Source organism: Microcoleus sp. F4-D5 (assembly GCF_036704885.1).
GTDB lineage: Bacteria > Cyanobacteriota > Cyanobacteriia > Cyanobacteriales > Microcoleaceae > Microcoleus.
The window spans coordinates 19976-39542 of sequence record NZ_JAUBSX010000010.1; the positions used below are offsets into that span (position 1 = coordinate 19976).

Here is a 19567-nt window from a genome sequence, read left to right on the forward strand (position 1 = left end):
AGACTCGGAGACAGGGAAAACGTTTAGAAAGGCAGGCGAGACTTGGCAAAACCAATCTTCCCAATTGAAGCACCGATCGGCTTCTAGATTTTTGGAGAGATTAACCAGTAAGTAATCATTTCTCCCCGACCCTTAATAGAAATAGTACCTCTTGGTTCCAGCACATACAGATCTTTCAAATGAGAATATGTGGTCTCTGTTACCTGAATATAGCCCGGTTTACCGTGAGACTCCATGCGAGAAGCCACATTAACAGCATCTCCCCACAAGTCATAAATAAACTTCTTGATGCCAATCACTCCCGCAATGACGGGACCCGTGTTAATGCCAATCCGTATTTGTAGTGAATTTCCTAAATTGTTGGGTATTGTTTTCATGTAAGCCTGCATTTCTAAAGCCATATCCGCGATCGCCCTGGCATGATCATCCCTGGCGATTGGCAATCCACCCACCACCATGTAAGCATCACCAATGGTTTTAATTTTTTCTAGACCGTACTTTTCCGTCAACTCATCAAAAGCTGAAAAAATTTGGTTCAATCCGGCAACTAATTGCATAGGTTCCATTTGGGCTGAGAGACTGGTGAAACCAACAATATCAGCAAAGAGAATCGTCACTTCTTCAAAATGTTCTGTCGGAGATTCTGCCCGTTTCAAGCGCTCGGCAATTTCGGCAGGTAGAATATTGAGTAAAAGCTGTTCCGATCGCTCCTTTTCTTTGCGTAGTTCTGCCGTGCGGATTTCCACTCGATTTTCTAACTCCTCATTAGCTAAGCGCAGGGCTTTTACTGATTCCTTGAGTTTGTCGGTCATGCTGTTGAAAGAATCGGCCACAATAGCAACTTCCTTAATCGATCCCGCGTCAACTTTTTGGTCGAGATTACCTCTTGCAACTTCTTGAGATGCCTCAGCAAGTTTTAATAATGGGTGAGTAATCCAACGGGCAGTGAGAATACCGATCGCGATCGCGAGGAATAAGGCTATTAACACTAGCACGACCGTATTTTGAGTATTTTCATAGATTTGTGCCATAAAATCTGCTTCTGGAATCACCACCGCAATCAGCCAATCAATACCTTTGCCATCCTTGAGGGGGGATACCTGCACGAACTGTCGCTGACCGTTGAGTAGGTAATCGCCTTGTTGCGATCTTTCAATGCGATCGAAGCTGCCAAAATGCTGCTGCAAATATTTGGCAGTTTCTCTGACTACGGGTTCTTCGCTTTGAATCGCCATCACCAGCTTGGCATTTTCCCCTTTGCCCACAGTTAGAGGTTCCTTGGTGGAGCTAGAAAGCATGGAACCTTTGCGATCCATAATGAAAGCATGACCTGTTTTGCCAATTGCCAGACTAGCTAAAAATTTCCTTAAATCTTCTAAAAGCACCACATCCGTAGCACAAACCCCTAAGATGTTTCCCGTACTATCGTACACTGGCTCGCTAGCTGTAATCGTCGGCAATCCGCTGGCAAAATCCAGGTAAACCTCACTCCAAATCTGTCGTTTGGCTTCTATGGCGGCAATGTACCAAGGACGTTTGCGCGGATCGTAGGGGCGGAGTTTTTCTAGCAGTTGCTGCCGATTCCCCCGACTATCCATAGCATAAAAGTAAAAATTGTAGTCGCTCTCTTGATTGCTAACGGACATGGCGATCGTTGCAGAACCTTGATAAAACAGGCGATATGCCCCCAAATACTGCCCTTGGAAGTCGCCGCAGTAGGATGAATAAATAAAAGTAGAAATTTGTACCTGGGTGAGAAATTGCTGGGCATTGCTGGCATTAACCATGTCAAAAATATTCCCAGAAAAAGCGGCCCCATTCAACTGATTAAAATCGTGGGGGCTACCTAGATATTTTCTGAATTCTCCATCAATCCGGGCAGTTAGCTCATTGCGTAATTGGGCTGATAGATCGTTAACCGCTTTTTGACCGCTGCGAAAAGACAAATAACTGACTAAGCCCACAGTTCCAACAATCTGCAATACAAAGGGCAAAACAAGGGCAATACGGAGCCGGAACCTGCGCTTTTTGAGAATTTTCATATAAATAAAACCGTGAAGTTTTTGAGATTTACAGGACTTACACATAAACCCTATTTATAGGGTGTGGAGTCCCCACCTTACGCCATAAATAGCGTGTCAAAACACTTGGGGCGTCATTCCTGATTTATATTCTTTGTTAATATCATGCTAGATATAACCCTTTGTTTCAGGAACGGCACTTGGGAACTGATAGACTTGCAGTGAAAGCCGCTCGCCCGAATCAATCTGCACCACAGGAATAGTGGAAATAACAGGAATCATTGAGAAGGAAGAGGAAAGTTCGGCAACGGATTAACTTTCTGATGAGGGAACCGATGTCAGTCTGAGAGAAGAGGTTCGAGGGAAGAGGGAAGTTCGGCAACGAGCAATGTACCGGATGTAAAGGATGTCAGTCCGATGTCCGTCGGCAGAAGGAAGAGAGAAGAGGTTCGAGGGAAGAAGGCAAAAATTTTTTTCTTTCTTCTGCCAACTGCCAACTGCTTTCCTGTCAACAGGCTTATTCCTTCATAGCCGATTTGGTGGCGAAGGTTTAAAATCAATACAGTCCTCTGCTGACTTGCTTTCAGCAAGATTTAAGCATACTTACCCTGCAACCTTATAATAATCCTTGTGCCAGACACTGCCCAGAACCGCCCAGAGCTGGATCTGAAGACCATATTTCCATTCGAGCTAGATAACTTTCAAAGAGAGGCGATCGCCGCCCTCGATGCAGGTAAATCGGTTGTCGTGTGCGCTCCCACAGGCTCCGGGAAAACGTTAATCGGGGAATACGCCATCCATCAAGCACTCGACCGGGGGCGGCGCGTCTTCTACACCACTCCCCTCAAAGCTCTTTCTAACCAAAAGCTGCGCGACTTCCGCAGTCAATTTGGAGACGACAACGTAGGTCTGCTGACGGGCGACATCTCCGTCAATCGAGATGCGCCGATTTTGGTGATGACTACCGAAATATTTCGGAATATGCTCTACGGTACGCCGATCGGAGAAGTCGGTACTTCCCTCACCGGAGTCGAAACCGTGGTGCTAGACGAGTGTCACTACATGAACGATCGCCAGCGCGGTACCGTCTGGGAAGAATCCATCATCTACTGTTCGAGCGAAATTCAACTGCTTGCCCTCTCAGCAACCGTTGCCAATAGCGAGCAACTCACAGACTGGATTAACAAAGTCCACGGGCCCACAGAGCTCGTCTACTCAGACTTTCGGCCAGTGCCGCTGCAATTCCACTTCGCCAACCAAAAAGGGATATTTCCCCTGCTAGACGAGACCGGCAAAAGAGTTAATATCCGGTTAGTCCCCAAAAAGAAGCAGCAAAAAGTAGAAAGAGGCAGCATCCCCACTCCGAGTTTGACCGATGTTTTGGCCCGGTTGGACGATCGAGATATGCTACCAGCAATTTACTTCATCTTCAGCCGTCGCGGGTGCGACCAAGCAGTCGCAGAAGTCGGCAATTTCTCCCTGGTTAACGAAGCCGAAACAGCCGAACTCAAACGCATCATTGACGATTTTTTACAGCGAAACCCAGAAGCAGAACGCTTCGGTCAAAAAGAAGCACTTTTAAAAGGCATCGCCGCCCACCACGCAGGCATTTTGCCCGCTTGGAAAGGTTTAGTAGAAGAACTCTTTGGCAGAGGTTTGATTAAAGTCGTATTTGCCACCGAAACCCTAGCAGCCGGGATTAATATGCCCGCCCGCACCACAGTCATTTCCACCCTGTCCAAGCGCACCGACAAGGGACACCGACTGCTAAACGCTTCAGAATTCCTGCAAATGGCCGGTCGGGCAGGCCGGCGGGGCATGGACAAGCTGGGGCACGTGGTCGCAGTTCAGACACGCTTTGAAGGCGCAAAAGAAGCATCTTATTTGGCAACAGCCAAAGCCGACCCCCTCGCCAGTCAGTTTACGCCCAGCTACGGCATGGTGCTGAATTTGCTGCAAACTCACACTCTCGACGAAGCTCAAGAGTTGGTAGAGCGGAGTTTTGGTCAATACCTGTCTACCTTGTACTTGCAGCCGCAGCAAGCAGAATTAGACCGATTGCAAACAGAATTGGCAGTTCTCGAAGAGTCCCTGGCCGCCGGAGGAAATGTCTCCACCCTGGAAAAAGAACTCGCCCATTACGAAAAATTGCAGGGAAGACTCAAAGAAGAGAAACGTTTGCTGAAAACTTTATTGCAGCAAGCTGAAGAAGCCAGATTTAAGGAAATGTCCGTAGCTGTGGCTTTTGCAGTGCTCGGCACGGTTCTGAGTCTCAAAGGCAAGCACGTTCCGACAGCCAAAAGATCGCACACAACTCCTGTACCCGCGGTACTGGTTGCCAAAACCCCAGGTTCCGGCCAAGCACCAAATTTGGTGTGCTTGGGCAAAGATAACCGTTGGTATGTAGTCGCCATTAGCGATGTCGCTACCCTGCACGCCGAATTACCCCGCTTGAGCGTTGCAGATACCTTGAACCCGCCGCCGGAAATGCCCCTGAGACTCGGCCAGTGCCGTTTGGGAACTGAAGAAACTGCTTCAATTGCTGCATCGATCCCAGAATTGCCGACACCAGAACCGAGCCCAGAGGCGATCGAGCAACAGCAGAAAATCGCAGCCCTAGAAGCTAAGCTAGAAATTCACCCGGTTCTAGAATGGGGCAATCCCGGTACTTTGCTCAAACGCCAGCGCCGCCGGGAAGAATTGAAAAAAGAAATCCGCAAAAGCGAACAAGAGTTAGAAAAGCAGCGAGCTCGCTACTGGGAGCAATTTCTCAACTTAATCGACATCTTGCTGAATTTCGGCTGCTTGGAAAGAGTAGTTTCGGCAACTGGAAACCGAGATGACTCCTCCGACAGGTTGGTACCCACAATCTTGGGCCAAGCTTGCGCCGCCATTCGCGGCGATAACGAACTGTGGCTGGGTTTGTCGCTGATGTCTGCAGAGTTTGACGAACTCGACCCCCACCACCTCGCTGCTGCTTGCGCGGCCTTAGTTACAGAAGTTTCCAGGCCCGACAGTTGGACTCACTACTCGCTGTCGCCAGAAGTTTTGGCACCTTTGGACAATCTGCAAAAAGGCCTGCGCCGCCGGTTGTTTCAAGTGCAGTACCGTCACGAAGCTGCAATCCCGATTTGGCTGGAACGGGAATTAGTGACTTTGGTCGAACAGTGGGCTCTGGGCGTTGAATGGCTGGAACTGATTAGCCATACGAGTTTGGATGAAGGGGATGTGGTGCGGATTTTGCGCCGGACTTTGGATTTCTTGTCTCAGATTCCTCATGTTCCTCATGTTTCCGATTCTTTGCGGAGAAATGCTTGTCGGGCGATGCAGTTAATCGATCGTTTTCCGGTGAATGAAGCTGCAACTTAGAAAAGTGTTGACAGTTGACAGTTGACAGTTGACAGTTGACAGTTGACAGCAAGCTTTCCGGCATCTAAATTGTATTTTTGTTTTTTCAACCCAAATGCACCCAGGTTTTAATCTAAAATCGTTTCCGGTGGCATCGGTATTGTTCAAATGCCCAAATGTCCAAACAGTCAACTGTCAACTGTCATGAGGAATAGACCCAGATTTACATCTAATATCAATTCCGGTAGCATCGGAATAGTAAAATCCAGTCCACAGTCAACAATCACGAACGGTGCAACCGAAAGCGATCTAATTTATCTGCGTTAATCTGTGTTTATCTGCCTTCATCTGCGGTTAAAAAAAGAGAATGTATTAACCGCCCCGGACAAGGGATGGACGCCCATTCACGCAGAGGTCGAGAAGAAAGATAGGAATAATTCCGATGCTAACAGATTCGATATAAAATCCCAAATCCCAAATCCCAAATCTAAAATCCCAAATCTAAAATCTAAAATCTAAAATCTAAAATCGATCGATCGCTCTTAATTGTTATTAAAATTTTATTTAGCGGTGTGGTGAGTAATTCTCATATTTATGCAACAAATCAATAAGCCCGATCAAATGCCTGAGACCTGCTCCCAGGCTCAAAAAATTCGCTTTGTTACTTTCTTGCAAAGAGTCTTAATTGGAACTCTAGCGAGTACGTTACTCAATCTCTTCATCCTATTTCCCTCTCCGAGTTTCGCAGAAGTAGTTCTGGGCGTTGTTCGCAGTTCCGAGAATTCTCCCGACTGGGTAAAGATTACCACGCGCCTCTGGGAAAGCGGCATTGCTTACAAACCAATCAATCTCGAACAAATCAAAAGTGCTGCGGATTTGGCAGGCGTTAACGTGCTGTTTTTGCCCAACATTGAAACTTTGACTCCGGCACAAATTAAAGTTTTAGAAGCTTGGGCTTCCCAGGGCGGCCGCTTGATTGCTTCTGGCCCCGTCGGCCGCAGTTCCCCGGCCTTGGTGCGCCAATCTTTGCGATCGCTCCTCGGGGCCTATTGGGCTTTTCCGTTAACCCAACCGGCGAGCCCGCAACCGCGCAGCCGCTGTCGGGATCTGGCTTGCACTACTTCTAGCAGTTGGGTGCCAGCAGAACAAAAAAATGCCTCAGTCCAAGGCGGTGTCTTGATTCCGGCTGATGCGAACAGTCAAACTATAGCTACTTGGAAAGATAGTTCCGGTTCCTCCGCAGCCATTGCCACGGATCGCGCTACCTATCTCGGCTGGCGCTGGGGTAGCGAGGGTTCGGCAAATGTAGATAAGGCTTGGCTGCAAGCCTCGATCGCCCGCTGGGGAGGCACAATCGCTGCGCCGCCTGCTGCGCCGCCAACAGCGACCGCGACCCCACTACCAAATCCCCCCTCCAGAGTCACTAGAAACACCCCTGGTTCGCCGCGCAGTACCCCGCTGAGCCGACTTTCTCCCTCGGGTGCGCTGCCCGATCCAGTACCTGCAACTTTTACAGACCCTTCGGATCAGTCTGCGCCGGCGGGTTTGGACGTGCAGGCAAATTCCAATAAGCCGATCGTCAGCATTGAAGCGTATTTGATGCGCCAAGAACTCACCAACCTCCTCGGCAGGTTTGAAAGCGCCCTGATAGCAGCTAATTCAGCTAATACGCCTGTTAATCTCAATGCTGCTACCACCCCTCAACTGGTGGCGGCAAGCAACAGTGCCGGCGGCCCGGCAGCCAGCGGCCCGCCTGTTCTGCAAGGGGCAACGGCGGGGGCGATCGCCCAAGCGCGGCAGGTTTTGCAAACTTTTGACCAACTCCTGCAAGAGCAAAACTACGCGGAGGCGAGATCGCAGTGGGTGGAAGCGCGGCAGTTGCTGTGGCAAAATTACCCCAAGGAAGGACAGCGCCTTGGGGCCGAAATTCGGGCGGTTTGGCTCGATCGCGGTACGATCGTCGCAGCGCGATCTGAGCAGGGTTTGGCGGCAGTGTTCGATCGGCTAGCCGCCGCCGGTATCAACACCGTTTTCTTTGAAACTTTGAATGCCGGATATACGATTTATCCGAGTCAAGTTGCACCGCAACAAAATCCCCTGACAGTTGGCTGGGACCCGCTGGCATCTGCGGTTAAATTAGCCCGCGAGCGAGGCATGGAACTGCACGCTTGGGTTTGGGTTTTTGCCACAGGAAATAAGCGCCACAATACTTTAATTGGTCAGCCTAGTTCTTATCCAGGGCCGGTGCTTTCCGCTCATCCACAGTGGGCAAATATTGACAATAAAGGACGCACGCAAAATCCTAACGACGGTAAATTTTATCTCGACCCTGCTAACCCGGAAGCGCGGAATTATCTGCTGCAAATAGTCAGCGAAATTGCCAACAACTACAAAGTAGATGGAGTACAATTAGACTATATTCGCTATCCTTTTCAAGATGACAATGCGAATTTTACTTACGGTTACGGTATTGCGGCAAGGCAGCAATTCAGGCAGTTGACTGGTGCAGACCCGGTGAATATTTCCCCCAGAGACGGCAGTTTGTGGCGGCAGTGGGTTGAGTTTAAAACTAATCAAATTAATACTTTTGTAGCTGAAGTTTCTCAGCTTTTGCGGCAGAATTATCCGCGCACAATTCTGTCGGTAGCGGTGTTTCCGCATCCGGAAAGTCAGCGGATTTACAAAATTCAGCAAAATTGGGAAGTTTGGGCTCGTCAGGGCATTGTAGATTTGATTGTGCCGATGACTTATGCTTTGGATACGAACCGACTTCAGCGCATCACCGAACCGCTGGTAAAGGAACAAATTCTCGGTTCGGCTTTGATTTCTCCGTCGGTTAAGTTATTGACTCTCCCGGAAGTTGTGGCGATCGACCAAATTCAAGCTTTGCGCGATTTGCCGACAGGGGGCTATGCTATTTTTGCGGTGGAAAGTATCAGCAGCGGGATGCAGGGGTTTTTTAACCGCACTCAAGGCCGGCCGGTGCGTTCCACTTCTGCTGCGGAGCCGATTCCTTACCGACAGCCGTTTGCAGCGGCCGCTTCGCGCTATACTGCTCTCAAGCAGGAATGGAGTTTTTTGTTGGCTAACAATCAGTTGCGGGTGTCGGAATCTGAACTGAAAGTTTTGCAAAGTCGATCGGATGAATTGGCGCAAGCTTTGAGCAACTTGGCGGCAAATCCTTCAATGGAAAGTTTAGCAACTACTAAAAGATTGTTAAGGAGTTTTCAATCTCAATTTCAATCTTCGATGCGCTTGCATTCTGCAGAAAATAGCTATCAAGTTCAAACTTGGCAAAATCGTTTGGAGAGTTTGGATATGCTGTTACGTTACGGCGAAAGCAAGGAGTTGAATCGCAGGTAAATGCAGGTTTTTGGGCGGAGTGCTCGTTAGCTACTGTTTGTTTAAACTCAGATGTTGCACCATTCTTAATAACCCTTCTCTGGGCGGGATCTCCTGCCCGCCCCACAAGAAAATGTACTTGTTGTGGAACAGGCTAGGGAAGCCTGTTAAGCGAGAATGGTGCAAGATGTGAGTTCAAACTGAAATGTTGCACGATCCTCGATTAACAGGCTTTCAGACCTGTTCTGCGAAGAGTGAGTTTGATTGTGGGCCGTTGCTCTTCTAGCGGGCCCGTCCAAGACTGATTGAGAATGGTGCAATACCTCAGATGATTTCGAGTTAGGTCGATCGCGCTTGGGCGATCTGTATCAGTAGTTACGAAAAAACTCTGATTATAAATACGCTATTTTGATTGAAATTGATCGGCGGTACTGTTGCCAGTAAACTACAGGATAAGGAGAAAAGGAAGAGCAAAGGGAAGATGATTTCCAATCAGAACTCAAAACAATTACCAATGCCCAATTCCCCATTTCCAATTCCCAATTCCTCTTAATATGACTATGTTTTCTAAACCGCTCAATCGCTTTGCTACCAAAATTATCGGCAAAGCTCCATTACAAACTGTGCTTGTAGTTCCTTTTTTATTGCAAATTGTCGGCACCGTAGGAGTTGTAGGTTGGCTGTCGTTCCAAAACGGTCAGCGGGCAGTCAACGATGTGGCCGCTCAGTTGCGGGGAGAAATTAGCGATCGCATCAAAGACCGCATGGAAAATTATATGTCAATTCCCCACATAGTCAATCACCTCAACGTTCAAAGCCTAAAATTGGGGCAGTTGAACCTAGAAGAAAAACAAAAATTAGAACTTCATTTTATCGAACAAATTCAATATTTTGATTCGATCAGCATCATTTACACCGCCACAGAAAATGGAGACCACTCGGGAGCAATCCGCACTAACAACCAGACTTTGATATCGGCTGCTGACAGCTCTACTGGCAATAAATTAGCTCGATATACTGCTGACTCTCAGGGAAATCGCGTTCAATTAGTGCAAATTTCGCCCGATATTTACGACCCGCGAATTCGCCCTTGGTACATAGCTGCTGTAGCGGCAAAAAAACCAATTTGGACTCCAATATATACAGATTTTTTGACTAGGGAACTGGCAATTACTGCTGCTTTGCCTATCTACGATGACGCTGGCAAGTTGTTAGGAGTAGCTGGCAGCGATTTGCTCTTTTCCAGAATCAAAGAATTTCTCGTCAGCCTCAAAATTGGCAAGTCGGGGCAAACTTTTGTGATGGAGCGATCGGGGATGTTAATTGCCACTTCAACGGCGAGTCCAGAATTCGTGGTGGAAGGTAAAGAAACCAGACGTATCAAAGCTTCAGAAAGCGAGAATCCGGTAATTAGACAAACCGCACAGCATTTAGAGAAATCCTACGACAGCTTAGCTAAAATCTCTAATTCTCAACAGCTTACTTTTGAGGTAAATGGCAAGCGAAATTTTATTCAGGTAGCTCCTTTTAAAGACGAGCGCGGGTTGGATTGGCTGATTGTAGTAGTTGTACCCGAGTCCGATTTTATGGAGCAAATTAACCTCAATACGCGCACCACTTTTTTACTGTCGGTTGCAGCTTTGATTGGGGCGACAATACTGGGGATTCTTACTGCTAAATGGGTGGTGCGGCCGATTTTAAGATTGAATGCGGCGGCGAAAGCTTTGGCGCGGAATGAATGGGATACAAAGCTCAGTCTGAATCGCAAAGATGAACTCGGAGAACTTGCCGCTGCTTTTAACAGCATGGCAGAGCAATTGCAGCATTCATTTACTTCTCTCTCGGAAAGCGAAAGCAGAGTCAAACAATTTCTTAATGCAGTACCGCTAGGAATTTTTATTGTAGATAAAAATGGTAAACCTCACTACATTAATCCTAGCGGCGAGCAACTTTTATCTCAAGGAATTGTGACCGCAACTGCCGAAAATTTACGTCAAATCTACCGAGTTTATTTAGCTGGCACTCAGGAAATTTACCCGGCGGAACGTGACCCAATTTTAAATGCTTTGCAGGGTAAAAGTGTAACTGTTGATGACATTGAAATCTCCTCCACTGACAAAGCGGTTCCCCTGCAAGTTTGGGGAACTCCTATTTACGATGCTCGAGGAAATGTTATCTACGGAATGTGCGCTTTTCAAAATATTACCGAACGGAAACTAGCGGAGAAAGTATTAAGGGAATACAACCAAAATTTGGCAGTGCAAGTTGCAGAACGCACTGCCGATCTTGCTAAGGCTAAAGAAAAGTTTTCTAAAGCTTTTCGTTCCAGTCCGAATGCGATTACGATCACGAGAATTAGCGACGGGTGTCACCTAGAAGTTAATGATAGTTTTTGCCGGATGATGGGCTACAGTCAGGAAGAAATCATCGGTAAAACAGCGGTGCAGCTCAATTTCTGGGCGAGTTTGGAAGAGCGCGATCGCATGATTCAAATGTTAAAAGATAAGACGGCTATTCACAATTACGAACTCAGGTTTCGCAATAAAAATGGTACAGAAAGAACGGCACTGCTGTCGATAGAAACCATCGATATTGACGGAGAAGCTTGTTTTTTGTCGATTTCTAGCGATATTACCGATCGCCAACAAGCAGAAACTGCCCTCCGAGAAGCAGAAGAAAAGTACCGCAACATTTATGAAAATGCTTTGAATGGAATCTTTCAAACTGCTAGTGACGGGAAATACATCAGCGCTAACCCCGGTTTAGCTCAGCTTTACGGTTACGAATCGCCCGCAGAATTAATAGCAGCACAGCCCAATTTCAAGAACCAGCTTTACGTGAAGCCCAACCGCCGCGACGAATTTGCAGCGCTGATGAACGAGTACGGGATACTATCCAACTTTGAATCGGAAATCTACCGCAAAGATGGCAGCATAATCTGGATTTCCGAAAATTGTCGCGCTGTCTGCGATGAATCAGGAAATTTACTTTACTACGAAGGTTTTATTAAAGACATTACTGATAACAAACAAGCGGAAATCAAAATGCAGCAGGCGAAAGAAGCGGCGGAAGCAGCAAACAAAGCTAAGAGTACGTTTCTCGCCAACATGAGCCACGAATTGCGATCGCCCCTGAACGCGGTCATCGGCTTTGCTCAACTCATGATCCGCAGTAAAACTCTGTCTCCTGAAAATCAAGAAGATGTCGCAATTATCCTGCGCAGCGGCGAACATTTGCTGGCTTTAATTAACCAAGTTTTAGATTTGTCAAAAATAGAAGCAGGACGCACTACAATTTATGAAAAAAACTTCGATTTGTACAAACTGCTCGACGATTTAGAAGATATGTTTGCTCTCAAAGCTGAGGAAAAAGGCTTGCAATTAGTGTTCGAGCGGGGCGCGGAAGTACCCCATTATATTTGTACCGATGAAGTGAAATTGCGCCAAGTTTTAATTAATTTGCTCAACAATGCAATTAAATTCACTTCACAAGGCGGAGTGTCGGTGAAAATCAAAGGAGGAAAGGGGGGGGTAGACCAAAATAGCCGCGATCGATTGCCCGATCGCTACTCGCTACATTTTGAAGTTCAAGATACCGGTGCAGGCATTGCTCCTGATGAAATCCATCAGTTGTTTGAAGCATTCGTGCAGACAAAAACAGGTAAAGATTCTCAGGAAGGAACGGGTTTAGGTTTAGCGATTAGCCGCCAGTTCGTGCAATTAATGGGAGGTGAAATTACTGTTACCAGCCACCTCGGAAAGGGTACAATCTTTCAGTTTGACATCCAAGTTCATCTGGTTGAAGCTGGTGACATTGAAAGCAAAAAAACTCAACGTCGAGTCGTTGCCCTCGAACCGAATCAGCCAAGTTATCGCTTGCTAATTGTGGACGACAAACCTTTGAACCGCCAACTGTTGGTAAAACTTCTCAGTCCACTTGGATTTGAGTTAAGAGAAGCTAATAACGGTAAAGAAGCGGTGGATATTTTTATGGAGTGGGAACCGCATCTGATTTGGATGGACATGAGAATGCCCGTAATGGATGGCTACGAGGCAACGAAACAAATTAAAACTACAACTGGCGGGCAAGCAACGGCGATTGTTGCCCTGACTGCTAGCGTTTTGGAGGAAGAACGGGCGGTGATTCTTTCGGCTGGTTGCGATGATTTTATGCGGAAACCGTTCCGCGAGGAGGATATCTTTGTGGCAATGGGAAAGCATTTAGGAGTACGCTATATTTATGAAGATCCAACCGCAGTCAGTGGGGCAGGTATAGGGGAGTCAAGTCAGGAGGTGCTGACACCAGAGGCTTTTGCTTCTCTTTCTCCAGACTGGATGGCCGAATTCAAGCAAAATATTTTGAGTGTGGACATGGAGGCGATCGCGACTTCGATCGCACAAATCCGCACTGTCAATCCCTCTCTTGCGGGCCGGCTTCAAGATTGCATTAATAATTTTGAATATGACAGAATTTTGAACATAATTGACATCAGCGAGAACCCGTAAATACCCGATGACTTCTACTTTACCTAAAACCAATCGAGCTAATATTTTAGTAGTGGACGACACGCCAGAAAACCTGCGGCTGCTGGCAGGAATATTGAGCGAAAAAGGCTATCAAGTTCGCCCGGTTCCCAACGGGAAGCTAGCACTGTCTGCTGCTCAAAAAATACCGCCGGATATAGTGCTGCTTGATATTATGATGCCGGAGATGGACGGCTATGAAGTTTGTCAGCGGCTGAAAGATTCTGAAGAAACAAAAGACGTTCCGGTGATTTTCATCAGTGCAATTAACGACGTGATGGATAAGGTTAAAGCTTTTGCCGTTGGCGGAGTGGACTTTATTACTAAACCGTTTCAGGTTGAAGAAGTTTTAGCCCGGATAGAAACTCATTTAAAAATTTGTTCGCTGCAACAAACTTTGCAAGAAAAAAATCAAGATTTAGCAACTGCGCTCCACCAACTGCAAGCCACCCAAGAGCATTTGATTCAATCGGAAAAAATGGCTGCACTCGGACAACTGATTGCCGGCATTGCCCACGAAATCAATACCCCGCTGGGCATTATAGGTTCGTCTATTAATAATATAGCTAATTTTTGGGACTATAATTTAGACAAGATGCCTCAATTTTTTCAACAGCTTTCTGAAGAAAGTCAAGCTTATTTTTTAAGTTTACTGTACAGAGCTACCCATCAAGAAACTTTATTTACCAGCCGAGAGAAACGTAAGTTTAAGCAGCAGTTGACGGGAGAGTTGATGGCAGAATCAGTTGAAAAGCCAGATGAAATTGCCGATACTTTAGTTGACATGGAAATCTACGACAGCATAGAACATTTGTTGCCGCTATTTAAATTGCCGGATTGGGAAGTTGTTTTAAATACTGCTTACCAGTTTGCAAGCTTAAAAAAAAGTATTAGCCTGATCCAAAGAGCGACAGCTAAGTCGGGAAAAGTAGTATTTGCCTTGAAAACCTACGCTCATTTCGATAGCAAACCAGAAAAAGTCCAGGCTAACTTGCACGACGGCATTGAAACGGTGTTAACCCTTTATCAAAATCAACTGAAACACGGTATAGAAGTAGTTAAAAAATATGGAGATTTACCCAAAATTATGTGCTATCCAGATGACTTAAATCAAGTTTGGACGAATCTCGTTCATAATGCCCTGCAAGCGATGGATTATAAAGGTATTTTGACAATTGAAACTCACCAGGAAGAGGATAATATTTTCCTCAAATTTACTGATAACGGCAAAGGCATTCCCCCAGAAGTGATTCCCAAAATTTTTCAGCCATTTTTTACGACTAAATCAGCAGGCGAAGGTAGCGGTTTGGGATTGGATATTGTGAGAAAAATTGTGGAAAAACATGACGGCACAATTGCTGTAGATTCTGTACCGGGGCAGACAACTTTTACAGTCTCGCTGCCAATCTCTTAAACAAAAATTATTTGTAGGGGTCTGATTCCCGGTGAAACTCCTAGCTGTCTCTCTTGCCAAGATAAGATTTAGGGCGATCGACCGAATTTCTGTTCGGAAGTCCTATTAAAATAATACCACTTTAAAAAAAATGTAACTGCAGGCAAGTTCCCAACTTTTATGAAATTAGTCATTCCGCGTCTCAAACCTCAAAACTCAAATCTCAAATGGTATAAGATAGGGGACAGATATCGTGCATCCTCGCCCGAAATCAATAAGGTAGAAGCAAGTCATGTCGGTAAACCACTAAAATTAAAGCTGAGAGGAAAAGATGAATAAGCCTGTAATTCTTTGCGTTGACGATGAACCCGATATCTTGAATACTCTCAAGATCCAGCTAAAGAGTGAATTTAAAAATGATTACTTTTATGAATTAGCTGAAAGTGGCGATGAAGCTTTAGATTTACTTGAGGATTTTCAAGAAAAAGCTCAGGTGATTGTGGTTGTTTCTGATTGGCTGATGCCGGGAATTAAAGGTGACGAACTTTTAATTAAAGTTCACCAAAAGTATCCTACAATTATTAAAGTGATGTTGACTGGACAAGCGGATGCAGCGGCTGTTCAGCGGGCAGTAGAAGCAGCCGATTTATACTGTTGTTTGTACAAACCGTGGCAAAGCCAAGACTTAATAGAGATTATAAAATCTGGGCTGGCTAAGTTATGAAAAAACCTGTGATTGTTTGTATTGATGATGAACCTGACGTTTTGAACAGTTTAAAGATTGAACTGAAAAAGGCGATCGGCGATCGGTGTATTATTGAGACGGCTGAAGGGGGCGCTGATGCTTTAGAGTTGCTGGCAGATTTGCAGGCAGATGAATACGAGATTGCTTTGGTGCTTTCCGATTATATCATGCCGGATATTAAAGGGGACGAACTGCTCCGAAAAATTCACGAAAGCTCGCCGGAGACGCTGACGATTATGCTGACGGGGCAAGCAGATTTGGAAGCTCTGAGCAATGCTATCAAGTATGCTAAATTGTACCGTTATATCCCTAAACCTTGGCAAAATGAAGACTTAAAATTAACGGTAGTAGAAGCAGTTCACAGTTACTTGCAAGACCAAAAGTTAACAGATGAAATCCTGAAGCGGCAAGAAGTAAACGAGGAGTTAAAGCTAGTAAATGAGGCGCTGTCTGCGAGTGAAAGCCGCCTGAGTCAATTTTTAGAAGCTTTGCCAGTGGGGGTATCTGTTTATCATCCCGATGGATCGATCGCCTATTTCAACCAGGCAGCGCGGGATTTGCTGGGTGCAGACATTATCCCGGAAAGCACTGCGGAACAATTAGCTGCAACTTATCAACTTTATGTTGCCAATACTGATGAGCTGTACCCGCCGGATAATCTGCCAATTTTGCGCGCACTGAAAGGAGAATTTGTCAAGGTTGACGATGTAGAAATTCGTCAAGATGGAAAAATAATTGCGATCGAGATCAATACGACGCCGATTTTTGACGCTAGCGGAAATATTGCTTATGCGATCGCAGCTTTTCAAGATATTAGCGATCGCAAACAAGCCGAAAAAATACTAGCAGATTACCACCACACATTAGAAGCCCAAATTGACGAACGCACAGAACAATTGCAACAAGCCGCATTAGCTGCTGAAGCCGCAAACAAAGCTAAAAGCACGTTTCTTGCGAATATGAGCCACGAGTTACGCACCCCTCTCAATTCTATACTCGGCTTTGCACAAATCATGGAACCCAGCCCGGATCTTAGTGTCGAAAACCGAGAAAATATGAGAATTATTCGCCGTAGTGGCGAACACTTGCTGACCTTGATCAATGAAGTCTTAGATTTGTCAAAAATCGAAGCGGGGCGGATGACGCTCAACCCGAAAAACTTCGACCTCTACCGCTTGCTCGACGATTTGCAAGATATGTTTCAACTGCGGGTACATAATGAAGAATTGCAGTTGCATTTCCAGCGCGATGCTGACGTTCCTCAGTACGTGCGAACCGATGATATTAAACTGCGGCAAGTGCTGATTAATCTTCTGAGTAATGCGATTAAGTTTACCCAAACAGGCGAAATCATCTTAAGAGTGAGAAAGTTAGAAAAATCGGGATTTCTGGATTTATTGGAGAGTCCCACAGCTTGCTTTGATACCACAAGAAGTATTCGGGAATTTTCGATGACTAGCAGTGATTTTCCCAAGGTTGAATGCAGCGATGAGGCTGAGGATTTAACTGTGCCGGATTTTTTCCTTTTATTTGAAATTGAAGATACAGGAGTTGGCATTGCTCCCGAAGAATTGGGCAATATTTTTAAGGCTTTTGTGCAAACAGCTTCCGGTCAAAAAATTCAGAAAGGCACGGGTTTAGGATTGAAGATCAGCCGTCAATTTGTCCGCCTGATGGGAGGAGAAATTGTCGTAGAAAGTCAACTGGAACTCGGCACCACTTTTAAATTTGAAATTCCAGTGGGTGCGGTTTATGCTGCTGAGCTTCCAGATCCGCAACTTAACCGCGAAATTACTGGGTTGGAACCAAACCAACCTTGCTACCGGATTTTAATTGTGGACGATCGCGAAGACAACCGCCAACTTTTAGTCAAAATGCTTTCTCCTTTGGGTTTCGGGGTGGAACAAGCCACCAACGGCCAGGAAGCAATAGAAATGTGGGAAAATTGGCACCCGCACTTAATTTTGATGGATGTGCTAATGCCAGTGATGGACGGCTACGAAGCTACTAAACAAATTAAGGCTAGAATCAAGCAGAGAGAGCAAGGGAAGGGGGAAATGAATATTTTCCATCCAGACTCCCCGATTCCGAAGATTATTGCTTTGACAGCTAGTACAATTGAAGGCAGGCAAGCGTTTGCTTTATTGGTCGGCTGCGACGATTTTATTAGCAAACCTTTCCGCAAAACAGATATATTTGATATCCTCAACAAACATTTGGGGGTGAAGTATCTCTACTCTCATTCAACGGACTTTATCCCCACAGGCGATCGCCATAATTTATCTGGGTCGCTCCCTAATGCTGCGCTTGCTTATTTACCTACACTTCCCGCAAAATGGATAGACAACATGAAACAGGTAATCCGCAGTGCTGATTTTGACTTAATTGTCAGGACAATCGAGGAAATAAGGGATGCTCATCCTGAATTTGCCGAAATCCTCCAGGGTCATCTCGATAATTTTGATTACCAGAAAATACTCAATTTAATTGCCGAGTCGGAGGAATCAGATAATGCAGATCCAGGCGGAAAAAACTGAAAACTATCAAGGCGATATTTTAGTAGTTGACGATACGCCAGATAATCTGCGTTTGTTGATTAGAATCTTGCAAAAAAATGGCTATAAAGTTCGACCTGTTAATAATGGTTTTTTGGCGTTAGATGCTATTCAATCTAGCGCACCCGATTTGATTTTACTCGATATTATGATGCCGGATATTGACGGCTACGAACTATGTAAAAAATTAAAAGCACAACCGCAATTTAGGGAAATTCCCATCATTTTTCTCAGCGCGCTAGAAGAAGGAATAAATAAAGCCAAAGCTTTTGAAGTTGGCGGAGCGGATTATATCACAAAACCTTTTCAGGTGAAAGAAGTATTGGCGCGAGTGAGCAATCAACTTACTGTGCGTTCATTGCAAATGCAATTGCAAGAAAAAAATCAAAAATTGACCGCTCAAAACATTCAGTTGCACCAGGAAATCGCTGAACGCCACCAGGTGGAAATGGAAACAAGATTGCTGCTGCATGCCACTCAAGCTATTAGCAAATCTGAGGATTTTGAGTCGGCCATAGATGTGATTTTAGGTTTGATTTGCAAAACTATTGAATGGAATCTGGGCGAAGCTTGGATTCCTTGCAGTGAAGGCTTTTTAAAATGCGCTACAGGCAGGTACGTCAGCGACTTGAGTTTTGCCCAATTCCGACAAACAAGTTGGCAGTTAATTTTTGCTCCCGGTGTGGGACTCCCAGGTAGGATTTGGCAGTCGCAGCAGTCTGAATGGATCGAGGATGTTTCTACTGCACCGGAACAAGTTTTTTTACGAGCGGAAATTGCGCGGACTGTGGAATTGAAAGCGGCTTTTGGGGTGCCAATTTTGGCGGACAATCAAGTGTTAGCTATTTTGATTTTTTATCGCGAAAAAGTTCTGAAATGTCAGCCGCGCTTGTTGGAATTAGTGAGCGCGGTTGCTACGCAGCTAGGTTCGTTGATTCAGCGAAAACAAGCTGAAGCAGCGCTGAAAGTGCAGCAAGGGCAAACAGAGAAATTGTTGCTGAATATTTTACCGAAACCTATTGCAGATCGCTTGCAAAAAGAGCAAAAGTTGATAGCGGAGCATTTTGATGAGGTGAGCGTCTTGTTTGCTGATTTGGTGGGTTTTACAGAGTTTTCTGCTCACAAAAGTCCGACGCAGTTGGTAGAAATTTTGAACGGGATTTTCTCTGAGTTCGATAGGTTGTCTGAATTGCACGGGTTGGAAAAGATTAAGACTATTGGGGATGCTTACATGGTGGTTGGGGGTTTGCCTACGCCGCGGGAGGATCACTCTGAGGCGATCGCACTTTTAGCTTTGGAGATGCAGGCCGCTTTGAGGAGGTTTAATAGCAAAATGGGAGAAAATTTTCAATTGCGGATCGGAATTCACAGCGGTTCGGTGGTGGCGGGAATTATTGGGATTAGCAAATTTAGTTATGATTTGTGGGGGGATACTGTTAATGTTGCTTCCCGCATGGAGTCGAACGGATTGCCTGGTAAAATTCAAGTGACGGTGCAGACTTACGAGCGTTTGAAAGAGCAGTTCGTTTTTGAAGAACGGGGCTATATCCCGGTTAAAGGTAAAGGAAGAATGTTGACTTACTGGTTGATAGAAGAACAAAGTAAATATATTTAAATTTTTGATGTTAATTTGAATTAAT

General features: G+C 45.6%; 9 protein-coding genes. 7 read left to right on the forward strand and 2 right to left on the reverse strand.

Annotated elements, in window-relative coordinates:
* Positions 1-83: 83 nt before the first annotated feature.
* A complete protein-coding gene (locus QUA80_RS07135) occupies positions 84-2042 on the reverse strand; it encodes an adenylate/guanylate cyclase domain-containing protein (protein ID WP_333422727.1) in 1959 nt (652 codons plus the stop codon).
* 317 nt (positions 2043-2359) lie between these two features.
* Positions 2360-2611: a hypothetical protein gene (locus tag QUA80_RS07140; protein ID WP_333422730.1), complete on the reverse strand. Its 252-nt coding sequence runs from the start codon at positions 2609-2611 to the stop codon at positions 2360-2362.
* 40 nt (positions 2612-2651) lie between these two features.
* Between QUA80_RS07140 and QUA80_RS07145 the strand changes: the two genes are divergently transcribed.
* The 7 genes from QUA80_RS07145 to QUA80_RS07175 all read left to right on the forward strand — a co-directional run bounded on the left by QUA80_RS07145 (position 2652) and on the right by QUA80_RS07175 (position 19542).
* Positions 2652-5390 carry a DEAD/DEAH box helicase gene (locus tag QUA80_RS07145; protein ID WP_333422732.1) on the forward strand — a complete coding sequence of 913 codons (2739 nt, stop codon included), beginning with the start codon at positions 2652-2654 and terminating at the stop codon, positions 5388-5390.
* Between the two features lie 600 nt (positions 5391-5990).
* Positions 5991-8732 (forward strand): family 10 glycosylhydrolase, encoded by a 2742-nt coding sequence (locus QUA80_RS07150; protein ID WP_445302213.1) that lies wholly within the window; start codon positions 5991-5993, stop codon positions 8730-8732.
* Positions 8733-9271: 539 nt separating this feature from the next.
* Positions 9272-13216: a PAS domain S-box protein gene (locus tag QUA80_RS07155; protein WP_445302214.1), complete on the forward strand. Its 3945-nt coding sequence runs from the start codon at positions 9272-9274 to the stop codon at positions 13214-13216.
* Between the two features lie 7 nt (positions 13217-13223).
* A complete protein-coding gene (locus tag QUA80_RS07160; protein ID WP_333422738.1) occupies positions 13224-14648 on the forward strand; it encodes a response regulator in 1425 nt (474 codons plus the stop codon).
* Between the two features lie 310 nt (positions 14649-14958).
* Positions 14959-15351 carry a response regulator gene (locus QUA80_RS07165; RefSeq protein ID WP_333422740.1) on the forward strand — a complete coding sequence of 131 codons (393 nt, stop codon included), beginning with the start codon at positions 14959-14961 and terminating at the stop codon, positions 15349-15351.
* Positions 15348-17909, forward strand: a complete 2562-nt coding sequence (locus tag QUA80_RS07170; protein WP_333422742.1) for a response regulator — start codon at positions 15348-15350, stop codon at positions 17907-17909. Before QUA80_RS07165 ends, QUA80_RS07170 begins: the two co-directional genes overlap by 4 nt.
* Positions 17884-19542: an adenylate/guanylate cyclase domain-containing protein gene (locus QUA80_RS07175; RefSeq protein WP_333422744.1), complete on the forward strand. Its 1659-nt coding sequence runs from the start codon at positions 17884-17886 to the stop codon at positions 19540-19542. Before QUA80_RS07170 ends, QUA80_RS07175 begins: the two co-directional genes overlap by 26 nt.
* The last annotated feature ends 25 nt before the right edge of the window (positions 19543-19567 follow it).

Bases quoted from the DNA above. Each gene is read 5' to 3' on its own strand.
- QUA80_RS07175 (WP_333422744.1), top strand. From the start codon at position 17,884: ATGCAGATCCAGGCGGAAAAAACTGAAAACTATCAAGGCGATATTTTA.
- QUA80_RS07135 (WP_333422727.1), bottom strand. From the start codon at position 2,042: ATGAAAATTCTCAAAAAGCGCAGGTTCCGGCTCCGTATTGCCCTTGTT.
- QUA80_RS07165 (WP_333422740.1), top strand. From the start codon at position 14,959: ATGAATAAGCCTGTAATTCTTTGCGTTGACGATGAACCCGATATCTTG.
- QUA80_RS07150 (WP_445302213.1), top strand. From the start codon at position 5,991: ATGCCTGAGACCTGCTCCCAGGCTCAAAAAATTCGCTTTGTTACTTTC.
- QUA80_RS07160 (WP_333422738.1), top strand. From the start codon at position 13,224: ATGACTTCTACTTTACCTAAAACCAATCGAGCTAATATTTTAGTAGTG.
- QUA80_RS07170 (WP_333422742.1), top strand. From the start codon at position 15,348: ATGAAAAAACCTGTGATTGTTTGTATTGATGATGAACCTGACGTTTTG.
- QUA80_RS07155 (WP_445302214.1), top strand. From the start codon at position 9,272: ATGTTTTCTAAACCGCTCAATCGCTTTGCTACCAAAATTATCGGCAAA.